This window comes from Nitratireductor sp. StC3, assembly GCF_003015025.1.
GTDB classification, from domain to species: Bacteria; Pseudomonadota; Alphaproteobacteria; order Rhizobiales; family Rhizobiaceae; genus Mangrovimarina; species Mangrovimarina alexandrii.
Map to the genome: position 1 here is coordinate 80,778 of NZ_PYBP01000005.1, position 12,796 is coordinate 93,573.

Below are 12,796 nucleotides of genomic sequence, written 5' to 3' on the forward strand. Positions count from 1 at the left end.
GCCGGGTAAGCCTCGCACTATCGTCCGCTTGTCCGCAGCGCGGCGCGGCGAACCTGCCAAGATGGCGGATCGAGCAGGGCGAAAGGGCTCACTCCTCCAGATAGGCGAACGCGCTGGTCGCGGTGACGGCGACCTTTTCTGCGCCCTTGGCCCTCATCTCGACGCGCGTATAGGCCATGCGCTTGCCGTTGGAGAGCACCTCGACGCGGATGTCGACGTCGCCGGGTTTCAGCGGCCGCAGAAAATGCGTGGTCAGGTCGACCGTCGTGCAGACGCGGAACCGCCCGTTGAGCGCGGCCAGCGCCACCACCGAGCAGGTGTCGGCCGCCGCCGCCGTCGCCTGGCCGCAGATCACGCCGCCGACATGCACCAGCGCCCGGTTCTCCGGCAACAGGAAATCGCCGCCGCCGGCGTCGAAACCGACCGGTTTCAGCCCCATGTCGACGATCCAGGGCGCGAAGACCCGCGCGATCGTCTCCTCCGCCTGCTTGAGCCCGAACTCTGTCATCGATCCTCGCTTTTCATGTTACGAAATATTGCGGCATGTTTGATTTTTTGTTACATGTCACGCTGGACGGATTAGCCGCCATCCGACCACGAAGGAGATGCCATGTACAGCCAGGGCCTGATCGGGGCGAAGACCGACACCGACGAGGACGAGGCCTTTCTCGCCGCGTTCCAGGCGCGTATCGACGCGGAGGAAAAGATCGAACCCAACGATCCGATGCCGGAAGGCTATCGCAAGACGCTGGTGCGCCAGATCGGCCAGCACGCGCATTCCGAGATCGTCGGCATGCTGCCGGAGGGCAACTGGATCACGCGCGCGCCCTCGCTCAGGCGCAAGGCGGCGCTGCTGGCCAAGGTGCAGGACGAGGGCGGCCACGGGCTTTATCTCTATTCGGCCGCCGAGACGCTCGGCGTCAGCCGCGAGCAGATGACCGAGGAACTTTTGTCGGGCAAGGCGAAATATTCCTCGATCTTCAACTATCCCACGCTGACCTGGGCCGATATCGGCGCCATCGGCTGGCTGGTCGACGGCGCGGCGATCATGAACCAGATTCCGCTCTGCCGCTGCTCCTACGGGCCCTATGCGCGCGCCATGATCCGGGTGTGCAAGGAGGAAAGCTTCCACCAGCGCCAGGGTTACGAGATCATGATGACGCTGGCCAACGGCACGGCCGACCAGAAGGACATGGCCCAGGATGCGCTCGACCGCTGGTGGTGGCCGTCGCTGATGATGTTCGGCCCGCACGATTCCGACAGCCAGCACGGCGACCGGTCGATGAAATGGAAGATCAAGCGCTTCACCAATGACGAGCTCAGGCAGAAATTCGTCGACGCCACCGTGCCGCAAGGCGAATTTCTGGGGCTGACCTTTCCCGATCCCGAGTTGAAATGGAACGAGGAACGCGGCCATTACGATTTCGGTCCCATCGACTGGGACGAGTTCTGGCGCGTCGTCAAGGGGGGCGGAATCATGAACCGCGAGCGCATCGCCGCGCGCCGCAAGGCCTGGGACGACGGCAAATGGGTGCGCGAGGCAGCGCTTGCCCATGCCGAAAAACGCCGGGCCCGGCGCGAGGCGACGAAGCTGGCGGCGGAGTAGGATGCCGCGCAAGATACGCGACCTCGAACGCGCCGGGTTTCGCAATATCGGCGGCAAGGGCAGTCACCGAAACTATGTGCTGCAGGAGAAGGGTTTGAGGCTCACGCTGTCCGGAAATGCGGCGGACGATGCCCTGCCATATCAGGAAAAGCTGGTAAAACAGGCTCTCAAGGATAGGTCCAAATGAGGGAAAGCGATCGCTACGTGAAGGTGGTGAGCTGGTCGGAAGAGGACGGGTGCTACGTGGGCATGGCTCCGGGCCTGTTTTCAGGCGGTTGCCATGGCGACGACCAGCAGGCGGTATTCGACGAACTGGTCCAGATCGTCGAAGAATGGATCGCGCATTTCAACAGCCGGGGCGAGCCGCTGCCGCCGCCCACGAGCGGACGCATCGAGCAACTTCTGCATCTGCCGGCAGCGGAGTAACCAGGATGGCAAAGACCGAAATCCCGCTTTGGGAAGTTTTTATCCGCCCCCGCAACGGGCTCGCGCACAAGCATTGCGGCTCCGTGCACGCCGCCGACGAGGTGATGGCGATCCAGGCCGCGCGCGACGTCTATACGCGGCGCGGCGAGGGCGTGTCGATCTGGGTGGTGCCGTCGGCGGCGATCGTCGCCTCGGACCCCGAACACAAGGACGAGAATTTCGAGCCGGCGCTGACCAAGATCTACCGCCACCCGACCTTCTACGACATCCCCGAGGACGTGGGCCACATGTAGGCCGGCTCGCAGATCGACCGAGGCGCCGATGGATCCGTTTCACATTCTGTTCAGTCCCTTCGTCCTGATGACGCAACATCCGTGGATCGCCTTCGTGCTGGCGATCCTGTTCGGCCTCGCGGGCTGGATGAGCGCGTGGGGCGGGTGGCTCGTCAAGACGGCGGCGGTGCTGTGGCTGGCTTACGCGGTGTGGGAGACGCTGGTGCAGATCCTGACGCCGGAAGCCAATATCAGGGTCGACCTGCTGGTCATCGCGCCGGTTCTGGTCGTCGTGTCGCTTGCCGCCCTGGCATTGTTTTTGAGAAAGGCGTTCGCTCGTGTCTGATGCATTGCTGACATTTCTTCTGCGCCTTGCCGACGATCACCTCATCCTCGGCCACCGGCTGTCGGAATGGTGCGGCCACGCGCCGATGCTCGAGGAAGATCTGGCCATGCCGAACATGGCGCTCGATCTGATCGGCCAGGCGCGTGCGCTCTACCAGTACGCGGCCGAGATCGAGGGCAAGGGGCGCAGCGAGGACGATCTCGCCTATCTGCGCCGCGAGCGCGACTACGTGAACTGCCTGATGGTCGAGCGCCCGAACGGCGATTTCGGCCATACCATGCTGCGCCAGCTCTATTTCGCCGCCTTCATGGAACCGTTCTGGACGGCGGCGGCGGCGTCCAGCGACGAAACCCTGGCCGGTATCGCGGCCAAGGCCGTCAAGGAGACCGCCTACCATATCCGCCATGCCGGCGAATGGGTCGTGCGGCTCGGCGACGGCACCGAGGAAAGCCGGCAGCGCATGGAGGCGGCGATCGACGCGCTGGCGCCCTATGTCGACGAGCTGTTCGAAGGCGATGCCGTCAGCGCGGCGATGGCGCAGGCCGGCATCGCGCCCGAGCCGGCTTCGCTGCGCGACGCGTTCGACCGCACCGTCGGCGCGATCTTCGCCGAGGCGGGACTGACCTTCGCCCCGGCCGCCCATGCCCAGACCGGCGGCCGCCAGGGCCGCCACGGCGAGGCGATGGGCTTCATCCTGGCCGATCTGCAGCACATGCAGCGCAGCTATCCGGGGGCGACCTGGTGAGCGGGATGGCGCCTTATCCGCCTCCTGGCGGACAGGCCAAGGCGGCGGCGCGCGCCTGGGCGGCGGCCGCTTCCGTCCCCGATCCGGAAGTGCCGTGCGTGACGGTCGCCGATTTGGGCATCCTGCGCTCGGTGGATCTTGAGGACGGGGTCGCGGTTGCCAGGGTGACGCCGACCTATTCCGGCTGCCCGGCCACGCTCGCCATCGAGCTGTCGGTCGAGACCGCCTTGCGCGAGGCCGGTTTCGAGGCCCGCGTGGAGCGTGTCGTTGCCCCGGCCTGGACGACCGACTGGATCACCGAGGCGGGGCGGGAAAAGCTGAGGGCTTATGGCATCGCGCCGCCGGTCGAGGGCTCCAACTCGATCCGGGCGCTGTTCGGCGAAACCGTCGTCGCCTGCCCGAAATGCGGTTCGCGGGAAACCGAACGGGTTTCCGAATTCGGCTCCACGCCGTGCAAGGCGCATTATCGCTGCACGGCGTGCCGGGAGCCGTTCGACTATTTCAAATGCATCTGAGCGGCCGTTTCCCTGACGCTGACCTGGGCGCGCCGTCTCCCGAGGCTTGAGGTTTGACCATGGCATCCCGTTTTCACGATCTCACCGTGTCGGCCATCGAGCGCCAGACGCCCGAAGCCGTCGCGATCGCCTTCGACGTGCCGGAGGCGTTGCGCGATGCGTTTTTGTTCAAGCCGGGCCAATATCTCACGCTGGCGACCCGTCTCGACGGCGAGGATGTGCGGCGCTCCTATTCGATCTGCTCCGCGCCGGGCGAGGCGCGGCTCAAGGTGGGGGTCAAGAAGGTCGCCGACGGCCGGTTCTCGCGCTTCGTCAACGAGACGCTGTCGGTCGGCGACACGATCCGCGTCATGCCGCCGGAGGGCCGGTTCACCTCGCTCGCCGGGCCGCGCCACGACTATCTGCTGATCGCGTCCGGTTCGGGCATCACGCCGATGCTGTCGATCGCCAAGACGGTGCTGGAGCATGAGCCGGACTCCACGGTGAGCCTGCTCTACGGCAACCGCTCGACCGAGACGATCATGTTTCGCGAGGAGCTGGAGGATCTGAAGGACCGGCATCTGCGCCGCTTTTCGCTGGTGCACCTGCTGTCGCGCGAGAAGCAGGATGTCGACCTGTTGAACGGCCGCATCGACGGCGAACGGGTGAAGGAACTCGCCGAACGCGGGCTGATCGACCCGCGCGGTTCGGACGGCGTCTTTCTGTGCGGTCCGGGCGAGATGATCGACGACGTCGCGGCCACGCTCAAGGCCTATGGCGTCGACGAGGACCGCATCCGTTACGAGCGTTTCACGCCGACGGGCGAGGCGCCGCGGCCGCGTGCGCCTTCCGCGCAGGCCAGGAAGGCCGCGACCGACGGTGTCGCGGTCGAGGTGGTGCTCGACGGTTCGCGGCGCGAATTCGCCATGGACGAGACGGCGGCAACGGTGCTCGACGCCGCGCACAAGGCCGGCATCGAGCTGCCTTATTCCTGCGCGGGCGGCATGTGCTGCACCTGCCGCTGCCGGGTGGTCGAGGGCGAGACCGAAATGGCGGTCAATTTCTCGCTCGAACCGTGGGAGATCGAGGCCGGTTTCACGCTCGCCTGCCAGACGAGGCCGCTGTCGAACAGGCTGGTGCTGGATTTCGACGCCGCCTGAGGATTTTGCGCCGCGCTCGCCTCACTCGGCCATGCCGTAGAGCGTCAGCACCAGCGGCGACCCCTTTGAATAGTTGATGCCGCTGACCGTGCCGCGCACCGCCACGCTGGCTTGTCCCGCGGGCAGGGCGGCGAAAAACGCTTGCGTGAGGTCGCCGCGCACCAGCGCCAACGTACAGGCGGGATTTTCGGCCAGGGTCTCGGCGGCGGTGGCGGGATCGGTCAGCAGCGTGTTCGTGCCGACGAGAAAGATCAGGCTCGGCTCGTAATAGCCCGTCGACACCAGCCGGCCCTGCGGGCAGGGTCTGTGCTCGGCAAACAGGCGCGCGATTTCCGGGCTGAGCCAGACCGGCTTCAGCGGCGGCAGCACGAAGATCGCGGCGAGCGCCAGCGTGGCGCCGGCGCCGAGCGCGGCGGCGAGCGTGCGCGGCAGGGCGGCGAGCGGCGGGCGAAAGCCGCTGCCGAGCCAGCCGGTGACGACGACGATGATCGCCGCGAGCCCGCCCCACCAGGAAAAACTGCCCAGCACGTAAGGGGTGATGCCGATCGCGATGGCGGCCAGCGCCACGGTGACGACGACGAGGCCGAACGCGGTCGCCCAGCGCAGCCAGCTCTGCCAGCGCCGCAGCGGCGCGTCGCGTGCCGCCGGGTCGCCGAGCGCCCAGCCGAGCGCCAGAACCAGGGCCGGAAAGGCCGGCAGCATGTAATGCGGCAGCTTGGTCGGCACCAGTTCGATGATCAGCCAATAGGGCAGGTACCAGGCGGCCAGAAACAAAAGTCGCGGGTCGGCGCGCATGCCGTTGAGCACGCGCAGGCCGGCGTCGATCGCGGCGAGGCCGAACGGCCACATGGTGAGCGAATAGACCAGCACGTAATAGCCGGGCGGAAAACCGTGCGATTCCTGGCCCGACCCGATCTTGCCGAGCAGGTCGCGGCCGACCGCCTCCTGCCAGAACGCCGCCCCGCTCTTATAGGTGATCAGCGCGAGCCAGGGGGCCGCGACCAGCAGCATCAAGGCGGCGCCGGGCAGCGCGCGCATTTTTGTCAGCCAGGCCCTGTCGCGGTCGAATGCAAGCAGGAAGCCGGCGGTCAGCAGGCTGAGGAAGGGAATAACCGGTCCCTTGATCAGGATCGCGGCGCCCTGCGCGGCCCAGAACAGCCACGGCGCCCAGCCGGGAACCGGCGTGCCGGCGCGGTGGCCGAGATAGATCCGCGCCAGCATGGCCTGCGCCACGAGGCCGGTCGCCAGCAGCGTCGCGTCGGTCTTGGCGATGCGGGCCTCGAAGCCGAGGATCAGCAGCCCGGCGAGCGAAACGGCCGCGATCAGCCCGGCGGTCGTGCCGAACATCCACGCGCCAAGCCAGGCGGTGGCCAGAACGGCGAGCGTCGCGCCGAGGATCGAGACGGTGCGGTAGACGGCGACCGGCGCGTCGGCGCCCTGGCCGCTGATGGCGACCGCCGCCGATTGCAGCCAATAGATGCCGGCCGGCTTCTTGTAGCGCGGCTCGTCCTGAAAGCGGATATCGACATAGTCGCCGCTCTCGACCATCTGCTTGGTCGCCTGCACGAAGCGCGCCTCGTCGCGGTCGGTCGGCGGCAGGGTGGTGATGCCGGGCGCGAACAGCAAGAGGCACAAAAGCGCCAGCCCGAGATAATGCGCCAGGCCGAGCGCGCCCGCGGCGGGCCGGGCGGACGAGACCGAGTTGGAACGGTTGGCGCTCATGCGACGGGTCAGTCGGTGCCTGACATCGCGCTGCGATGCTCGTTGGCGATCAGCCACAGATTGCGGATATAGATGACGAGGCCGAGCGCCTGGCCGGCGATGAAGACGGGATCCTTGCGGTGAATGGCGTAAAGCAGAAGCAGCGTGCCGCCGCCGAGCGAGAAGAACCAGAACGCCACCGGCACCACCGAGCGCTTGGCGCGCTCCGAGGCGATCCACTGCACCAAAAAGCGCATGGTGAACATCGCCTGGGCGACGAAGCCCAGCAGGATCCAGGCGCTGAACTGGTCGACGAAGACCTGGTAGGCCCAGTTGTAGAGCGACTGGAAAGTGTCGGTCATCGGGACGGCTCCGTGATGCGGGGGAGGGTCTTGCGTCGTCGGCGCAGCCACCACACGCCGAACAGGTCGAGTATGCCGCGCAGGCCGCGGTCGAGAATGCCGTAGTTGGAGGTGCCGTGCCGGCGTTCGCGGTCGACGACGTCGACATGCAGCACGCCGAATCCCTCGCGCAGCACCAGCGCCGGCAAATAGCGGTGCCAGCCGTCGAAATAGGGCAGCTGACGGAACAGCTCGGTGCGCAGCGCCTTGAGCCCGCAGCCGGAATCGCGCGTGCCGTCGCGCAGGATCGCCTCGCGCAGGGCATTGGCGAAACGCGACGACCAGCGCTTGATCAGCGTGTCGGTGCGCTTCAGCCGCTGGCCGGCGACGATGCCGACCGTGGCGTCGGCCGACAAAAGCCGGTCGGCGAGCACGGGCAGATAGCGCGGGTCGTTCTGGCCGTCGCCGTCGATCGTCACCACCACCGCGCCGCGCGCGGCGAACACGCCCGAGCGCACCGCCGCGCTCTGGCCGGCCGAGCGGTCATGGCGGATATGGCGCAGATGGCGCGCGCCGGCGTCGATACGGCCTGCCAGCATGGCCGGCGTGTCGTCGCTCGAGCCGTCGTCGATCACCAGAACCTCGTGGTCGCGGCCGGCGAGCGCGGTGTCGATCTCGTCGAGCAGCACGGCCAGATTGGCGGATTCGTTCTTGCAGGGAATGACGATCGAAATCGCGGGTCCGGTTCCCTCGTGCATGGGCCTCTTTCCAGTTCACGCGCCCCAGGTGACGCGGGCTACTAACACGCGGGGCCGGGAATCGGAATGAGGCTTGTGATCGGCCTATCGCTTTTCGCGGATCTCGGTCAGCGTCCTGGTTGGCGTGATCGCCTCGGCGTCGATGAGCACGTCGAGGATCGCCGGCTTGCCGCTGGCGCGCGCGCGCTCGAAGGCGGGCGCGAACTCGGCGGTGGCGCGCACCGTCTCGCCATGGCCGCCATAGGCGCGGGCGAGCGTGGCGAAATCGGGGTTCGTCAGCGTCGTTCCCGATACGCGGCCTGGATAGTCGCGCTCCTGGTGCATGCGGATCGTGCCGTAGATGCCGTTGTTGAGGATCACGACGATGATCGGCCGGCCGTATTGCACGGCCGTCGCGAATTCCTGCCCGTTCATCAAGAAATCGCCGTCGCCGGCCCAGACCACGACCTCGCGTTCGGGAAAGATGCCCTTTGCCGCCACGCCGGCCGGCACGCCGTAGCCCATCGAGCCCGAGGTGGGGGCCGCCTGCCCGTTGAAGCGGCGATAGCGGTGGAACCGATGCATCCAGGTGGCGAAATTGCCGGCGCCGTTGGCGATGATGACGTCCTCGGGCAGGTTTTCCTCCAGCCATGCCATCACCGGGCCGATCTTGACCGCGCCCGGCCCGTCCATCGGCGGCGTCGACCACTCCAGATAGGACTGGTGCAATTCCTCGGTGCGCTTCGCCCAGCGCGGGCGCGCGTCCGGCGCCGTCTCGGCAAACGCCGCGGCGAAGGCCGTGTTGGAAGCGTTGATCGCCAAAGTGGGCCGGTAGACGCGGCCCAGCTCTTCCGGGTCGGGGAAGATGTGGACCAGTTTCTGGTCGGGGTAGGGGCTTTTTACGAGCGTGTAGTCGGCCGACGGCATCTCGCCGAAGCGGCAGCCGACGAGGATGACGAGGTCGCTTTGCTTGATGTAGGCCGCAAGCGTCGGGTTTGCGCCGATGCCGATGTCGCCGGCATAACAGTCGTGCAGCTGGTCGCACAGCGTTTGCCGGCGGAAGGAGCAGCCTGCCGGCAGGCGCCAGCGGCTGATGCCGGCGCAGACCTGGCTAACGGCCTCCTCGGTCCAGCGTGTGCCGCCGAGCACCAGGAACGGGCGCTCTGCCGCCTCGAGCAGTTCGACCAGCCGATCCATCTCCGGCCGGCCGGGCCTTGTCTCGACGGCGACGAAGGGCAGGGGCGTCGGCGCCTCGACCGCGTCGGTGAGCATATCCTCGGGCAGGACGACCACGACCGGGCCGGGGCGCCCGGAGGTGGCGACCGCGAAGGCGCGGGTGACGAGTTCGGGAACGCGTGCCGCGTCGTCGATCTGCACCACCCATTTCGCCATCGTGCCGAAAAAGGCCCTGTAGTCGACCTCCTGGAACGCCTCGCGCTCCAGATTGCCACGCGCCACCTGGCCGACGAACAGGATCACGGGATTCGAATCCTGCCGGGCGATGTGGATGCCGGCGGACGCGTTGGTCGCGCCGGGGCCGCGCGTCACGAAGCAGATGCCGGGTTTTCCCGTCAGCCTTCCCTCGCAGTCGGCCATCATCGCCGCGCCGCCTTCCTGACGGCAGACGACGTTCTCGATCTTGGAATCGTGCAAGGCGTCGAGGACGGCGAGATAACTCTCGCCGGGCACGCTGTAGAGGCGTTCGACGCCGTTTGCCTCCAGACAGTCGACGACCAGTTGTCCGCCCGTTTTCATGCGTCTTTCGCCTCCAGTTCGGCCAAAACCTCGGCAGTATGCTCGCCGAGCCGCGGCGAGGGCCGGTCATAGACAGGGGGTGTCTTCGACATCAGCATCGGCGCGCGCACCGACGGCAACGCATTGCCCTGGCCGTCGTCGAGATCCATGCGCATGCCGCGCGCGATCGCCTGCGGGTCGGCGAAGGCCTCGCCGATATCGTTGATCGGGCTCGCGGGCACGTTGGCGGCTTCCAGCCTGTCGAGCAAGGGTTGCTTTTGCCAGCCGGCAAGCGTGGCGACCAGCTTTTCGCGCAGGCGCCGGCGATGTTCGACCCGCGCCGGATTGGTGGCGAAGTCGGGGTCGTCGGCAAGGGCTTCCAGCCCCAGCACCTGGCACAAATGGCGGAACTGGCCGTCATTGCCGACCGCCAGGATGATGTGCCCGTCGGCGACCGGCACGACTTCGTAGGGGGCGATGTTCATATGGGCATTGCCCATCTGCACCGGCGGCGTGCCGGAGACCAGATAGTTGAGGTTCTGGTTGCCGAGCACCGAAATCTGGGTGTCGAACAGCGCCATGTCGACATATTGGCCTTCGCCGGTGCGTTCGGCGTGGCGCAGCGCCGCCTGGATGGCGATGACCGAATAAAGCCCGGTGAAGACGTCGGAAATCGCGACGCCGGCCTTTTGCGGCTCGCGGCCGGGTTCTCCGGTGATCGACATCATGCCGGCCATGCCCTGGATGATGAAATCGTAACCCGGGCGGCGGGCATAGGGTCCGGTCTGGCCGAAACCGGTGATCGAGCAATAGACCAGGCGCGGGTTGTCCGCCCGCAGGCTTTCGTAGTCGAGGCCGTATTTCTTCAGCCCGCCGACCTTGAAGTTCTCGATCACCACGTCCGCGGTGGCGATCAGCCTCTTGACAGTCTCCGCGCCCTCGGGCGTGGAAAAGTCGATCGCCACCGAGCGCTTGCCGCGATTGGTCGAGTGGTAGTAGGCGGCGGAAAGATTTTCGCCGTCATGGCTTTTCACGAAGGGCGGCCCCCAGCGGCGGGTGTCGTCGCCGCCGTTCGGATTCTCCACCTTGATGACGTCGGCGCCCAGATCGGCGAGCAACTGCCCCGCCCAGGGGCCGGCCAGGATGCGGGCAAGCTCGATGACGCGGATGCCGGCGAGGGGAGGGTTTGCCATGGGGATTATGCGCCAGTTGTTTCGGTTGCCCCGGAATACCAAATCGGCGCCCCAGCGTCAGCCCGGATTCGCCGCATCGCCTTATGCGCTTGACGCATCAACCGGTGGCCAGAACCCGGTCCACCCAGGCGATGAAATCGGCCATGATCGCGTCGCGATTGACCTCGTTCAGGCTTTCGTGGCGGGTTTCGGCGTAAACCGTTGAAACCAGATTCGAAAACCCCATCGCCCGCATGCGCGCCGCAAGCGCGTGCACCGCCTTGCCGCCATCGGTCGCCGGGTCGTGTTCGCCGCCGACCAGTTGCACGGCAAGCTCGCGGCGCAGACCGGCGAAATTGGCGTCGGCGGCGCCGGCGAACACCCACGAAAACAGGTCGCGCCACATCGACACCGACGCGTCCCAGCCGCACAGCGGGTCGGCGATATAGGCGTCGACCTCGTCGGGATCGCGCGACAGCCAGTCGAACGCGGTGCGATGGCCGGGCACCTGTTTGGCCCAGGCCTGGAAGGTGAGCTTCGGCAAGAGGCGCGAGGGCACGTCGGAGCCGAGCCGCAACCGCTCCCAGGCAAGCAGCGCCTGCGCCGCGCGGCCGGTGAGCCCGGCGGAAAAATTGGCGTTCCAGATCGCGGCCGCCGCCACGCGCCCGGAATGCCGCAGCACGAAGTTCAGCGCGATCAGCCCGCCCATCGAATGGCCGAAGACGATCACCGGCACGCCGGGATGGGTTTGCGCGATATGGTCGTGGACGGCGGCGACGTCGGCGATCACCTTGGCGCCGCCGTCGCCCTCGGTGGAAAAGACGCGCGGCGGCGCGTCGGGGGCGCGGGTGTGGCCGTGGCCGCGGTGGTCGTGGGCGAAGCTGGCGATGCCGTTGCCGGCGAGAAAATCGGCGAAGCGGGCGTAACGCGCGGCATGCTCGGCCAGGCCGTGATTGATCTGCACCACGGCGCGCGGCGCCTCGGGCGGCCGGCGGGCATAGAGTTTCAGCCGCGCGCCGGTCGGCGTGTCGAAATCCAGCTCTTGATCGAAGGACATGGCGGCTCCCCGTTTGGTGGCCAAGAGTGGCGCGATATCGCCGCGCGGGCAATCGCAAAGCGGGCGCGCGGCGTCGGCGTGGCGCCGGCGCGGTTTCATGCTAGGCTTTTCGCCATGGGTTCGGGGTGCTCGACACCGGCGCGGCTGGCCGCGCTGATGCTGACGGCCGTGCTGGCCGCATGCGCGGCGGCCAGGACCTATGTCGCGGCCGAAGACGCGCCGGCCTATGCCAGGGACGGGTATGTCGACCCGCGGCTCGCCCTCACCCGCGTGATCGGCGCGCCGCTGGCGCCGATCGTGCGCAATCTCAGGGCGCCGCACGGCCGGCTGCACGGGCGGGCGGGGCTGGAGCGGTTCCTGCGCGACGCGTTGCGGCCGCTCGACATCGTCGTGATCCGCTCGCGCCCGGCCGCGACCCGTCTCCTCATTCCCGGCCATTTCACCCACGCCACGGTGTGGCTGGGGACGCCGGCCGAGATGCGGGCGCTCGGCGCGTGGTCGCTGAGCGCGGTCAGGCCTTACCGCGAGCGGCTGCGGGCGGGGCGGCCGGTGTTCGAGGCGGCGCGCGACGCCGTGCAACTGTCGCCGATGCGCGAGATCACCGATGTCGACGAAATCGTCATTTTGCGCCCGCGTCCGGGCGGACGGGGCTGGGCGCGCGCCAAATATGCCGGCCTGTTCGCGGCGATCGGACGGCCGTTCGACTATAATTTCGACTGGACGGACAAGGCGCGGCTGACCTGCGCCGAACTCGTGGCCGGCGTCTTTCCCGAATTCGAGCTGCCGGTGCGCTACACCCAGGGCCGTTATGCCATCGTTCCCGACGATATCGTGCGCGCCGCCACGGTCCCTGGATCGCGGCTGCGCATCGTCCGGTACGTCGCGCCGACCGCGGGCGACGGGTTTTCCGCCTCCGGAGGCGAGGCGGTGCTGAAGCTGCTGAGCCGGCCGCGCGACGATGCGACTTGAAACCGGGCCATCGGATATGGGAAGGCAGGCCCCTTG

General features: G+C 67.5%; 16 protein-coding genes. 9 read left to right on the top strand and 7 right to left on the bottom strand.

Annotated features, from left to right (window positions below; genetic code table 11):
• Window positions 1-88: 88 nt before the first annotated feature.
• Entirely contained in the window at window positions 89-508 is a 420-nt protein-coding gene (locus C7T96_RS12135) for a PaaI family thioesterase (RefSeq protein ID WP_106571505.1), read from the bottom strand.
• A gap of 102 nt (window positions 509-610) precedes the next feature.
• On the opposite strand from C7T96_RS12135, the gene paaA reads away from it, so the two are divergent.
• The 8 genes from paaA to paaE are packed head-to-tail and all read left to right on the top strand — an operon-like array spanning window position 611 to window position 5,049.
• Complete coding sequence (paaA, locus tag C7T96_RS12140; RefSeq protein ID WP_106571506.1) at window positions 611-1,606, top strand: 1,2-phenylacetyl-CoA epoxidase subunit PaaA; 996 nt, start codon at window positions 611-613, stop codon at window positions 1,604-1,606.
• A gap of 1 nt (window position 1,607) precedes the next feature.
• Complete coding sequence (locus tag C7T96_RS12145; RefSeq protein WP_106571507.1) at window positions 1,608-1,793, top strand: type II toxin-antitoxin system HicA family toxin; 186 nt, start codon at window positions 1,608-1,610, stop codon at window positions 1,791-1,793.
• Window positions 1,790-2,032, top strand: coding sequence for a hypothetical protein (locus C7T96_RS12150; protein ID WP_106571508.1), 243 nt, complete (start codon window positions 1,790-1,792; stop codon window positions 2,030-2,032). The genes C7T96_RS12145 and C7T96_RS12150 overlap by 4 nt, the downstream gene beginning before the upstream one ends.
• 5 nt (window positions 2,033-2,037) lie before the next feature.
• Entirely contained in the window at window positions 2,038-2,325 is a 288-nt protein-coding gene (paaB, locus tag C7T96_RS12155) for a 1,2-phenylacetyl-CoA epoxidase subunit PaaB (protein ID WP_106571509.1), read from the top strand.
• A 28-nt stretch (window positions 2,326-2,353) separates the two neighbouring features.
• Window positions 2,354-2,650 (top strand): hypothetical protein, encoded by a 297-nt coding sequence (locus C7T96_RS12160; protein WP_106571510.1) that lies wholly within the window; start codon window positions 2,354-2,356, stop codon window positions 2,648-2,650.
• Window positions 2,643-3,395 carry a 1,2-phenylacetyl-CoA epoxidase subunit PaaC gene (gene paaC, locus C7T96_RS12165; RefSeq protein ID WP_106571511.1) on the top strand — a complete coding sequence of 251 codons (753 nt, stop codon included), beginning with the start codon at window positions 2,643-2,645 and terminating at the stop codon, window positions 3,393-3,395. The genes C7T96_RS12160 and paaC overlap by 8 nt, the downstream gene beginning before the upstream one ends.
• A gap of 5 nt (window positions 3,396-3,400) precedes the next feature.
• The gene (paaD, locus tag C7T96_RS12170) at window positions 3,401-3,910 is read left to right on the top strand and encodes a 1,2-phenylacetyl-CoA epoxidase subunit PaaD (protein WP_106571512.1); all 510 of its coding nucleotides are present in this window, start codon (window positions 3,401-3,403) and stop codon (window positions 3,908-3,910) included.
• Window positions 3,911-3,969: 59 nt separating this feature from the next.
• Complete coding sequence (paaE, locus tag C7T96_RS12175) at window positions 3,970-5,049, top strand: 1,2-phenylacetyl-CoA epoxidase subunit PaaE (RefSeq protein ID WP_106571513.1); 1,080 nt, start codon at window positions 3,970-3,972, stop codon at window positions 5,047-5,049.
• A gap of 21 nt (window positions 5,050-5,070) precedes the next feature.
• On the opposite strand, the gene C7T96_RS12180 is transcribed toward paaE, so the two are convergent.
• The 6 genes from C7T96_RS12180 to C7T96_RS12205 all read right to left on the bottom strand — a co-directional run bounded on the left by C7T96_RS12180 (window position 5,071) and on the right by C7T96_RS12205 (window position 11,791).
• Complete coding sequence (locus C7T96_RS12180; RefSeq protein ID WP_106571514.1) at window positions 5,071-6,771, bottom strand: glycosyltransferase family 39 protein; 1,701 nt, start codon at window positions 6,769-6,771, stop codon at window positions 5,071-5,073.
• An 8-nt stretch (window positions 6,772-6,779) separates the two neighbouring features.
• Complete coding sequence (locus C7T96_RS12185; protein ID WP_106571515.1) at window positions 6,780-7,112, bottom strand: lipid-A-disaccharide synthase N-terminal domain-containing protein; 333 nt, start codon at window positions 7,110-7,112, stop codon at window positions 6,780-6,782.
• Window positions 7,109-7,849 carry a glycosyltransferase family 2 protein gene (locus C7T96_RS12190; RefSeq protein WP_106571516.1) on the bottom strand — a complete coding sequence of 247 codons (741 nt, stop codon included), beginning with the start codon at window positions 7,847-7,849 and terminating at the stop codon, window positions 7,109-7,111. Before C7T96_RS12190 ends, C7T96_RS12185 begins: the two co-directional genes overlap by 4 nt.
• Window positions 7,850-7,933: 84 nt before the next feature.
• On the bottom strand, window positions 7,934-9,583 hold the full coding sequence (locus tag C7T96_RS12195; protein WP_106571517.1) for a thiamine pyrophosphate-binding protein: 1,650 nt from the start codon (window positions 9,581-9,583) through the stop codon (window positions 7,934-7,936).
• Window positions 9,580-10,755: a CaiB/BaiF CoA-transferase family protein gene (locus tag C7T96_RS12200; RefSeq protein ID WP_106571518.1), complete on the bottom strand. Its 1,176-nt coding sequence runs from the start codon at window positions 10,753-10,755 to the stop codon at window positions 9,580-9,582. The genes C7T96_RS12195 and C7T96_RS12200 overlap by 4 nt, the downstream gene beginning before the upstream one ends.
• Window positions 10,756-10,852: 97 nt before the next feature.
• Entirely contained in the window at window positions 10,853-11,791 is a 939-nt protein-coding gene (locus tag C7T96_RS12205) for an alpha/beta hydrolase (protein WP_106571823.1), read from the bottom strand.
• 114 nt (window positions 11,792-11,905) lie between these two features.
• On the opposite strand from C7T96_RS12205, the gene C7T96_RS12210 reads away from it, so the two are divergent.
• Complete coding sequence (locus C7T96_RS12210) at window positions 11,906-12,760, top strand: YiiX/YebB-like N1pC/P60 family cysteine hydrolase (RefSeq protein WP_106571519.1); 855 nt, start codon at window positions 11,906-11,908, stop codon at window positions 12,758-12,760.
• Window positions 12,761-12,796: the final 36 nt, after the last annotated feature.

Bases quoted from the DNA above. Each gene is read 5' to 3' on its own strand.
- C7T96_RS12135 (WP_106571505.1), bottom strand. From the start codon at position 508: ATGACAGAGTTCGGGCTCAAGCAGGCGGAGGAGACGATCGCGCGGGTC.
- paaA (WP_106571506.1), top strand. From the start codon at position 611: ATGTACAGCCAGGGCCTGATCGGGGCGAAGACCGACACCGACGAGGAC.
- C7T96_RS12145 (WP_106571507.1), top strand. From the start codon at position 1,608: ATGCCGCGCAAGATACGCGACCTCGAACGCGCCGGGTTTCGCAATATC.
- C7T96_RS12150 (WP_106571508.1), top strand. From the start codon at position 1,790: ATGAGGGAAAGCGATCGCTACGTGAAGGTGGTGAGCTGGTCGGAAGAG.
- paaB (WP_106571509.1), top strand. From the start codon at position 2,038: ATGGCAAAGACCGAAATCCCGCTTTGGGAAGTTTTTATCCGCCCCCGC.
- C7T96_RS12160 (WP_106571510.1), top strand. From the start codon at position 2,354: ATGGATCCGTTTCACATTCTGTTCAGTCCCTTCGTCCTGATGACGCAA.
- paaD (WP_106571512.1), top strand. From the start codon at position 3,401: ATGGCGCCTTATCCGCCTCCTGGCGGACAGGCCAAGGCGGCGGCGCGC.
- paaE (WP_106571513.1), top strand. From the start codon at position 3,970: ATGGCATCCCGTTTTCACGATCTCACCGTGTCGGCCATCGAGCGCCAG.
- C7T96_RS12180 (WP_106571514.1), bottom strand. From the start codon at position 6,771: ATGAGCGCCAACCGTTCCAACTCGGTCTCGTCCGCCCGGCCCGCCGCG.
- C7T96_RS12185 (WP_106571515.1), bottom strand. From the start codon at position 7,112: ATGACCGACACTTTCCAGTCGCTCTACAACTGGGCCTACCAGGTCTTC.
- C7T96_RS12190 (WP_106571516.1), bottom strand. From the start codon at position 7,849: ATGCACGAGGGAACCGGACCCGCGATTTCGATCGTCATTCCCTGCAAG.
- C7T96_RS12195 (WP_106571517.1), bottom strand. From the start codon at position 9,583: ATGAAAACGGGCGGACAACTGGTCGTCGACTGTCTGGAGGCAAACGGC.
- C7T96_RS12200 (WP_106571518.1), bottom strand. From the start codon at position 10,755: ATGGCAAACCCTCCCCTCGCCGGCATCCGCGTCATCGAGCTTGCCCGC.
- C7T96_RS12205 (WP_106571823.1), bottom strand. From the start codon at position 11,791: ATGTCCTTCGATCAAGAGCTGGATTTCGACACGCCGACCGGCGCGCGG.
- C7T96_RS12210 (WP_106571519.1), top strand. From the start codon at position 11,906: ATGGGTTCGGGGTGCTCGACACCGGCGCGGCTGGCCGCGCTGATGCTG.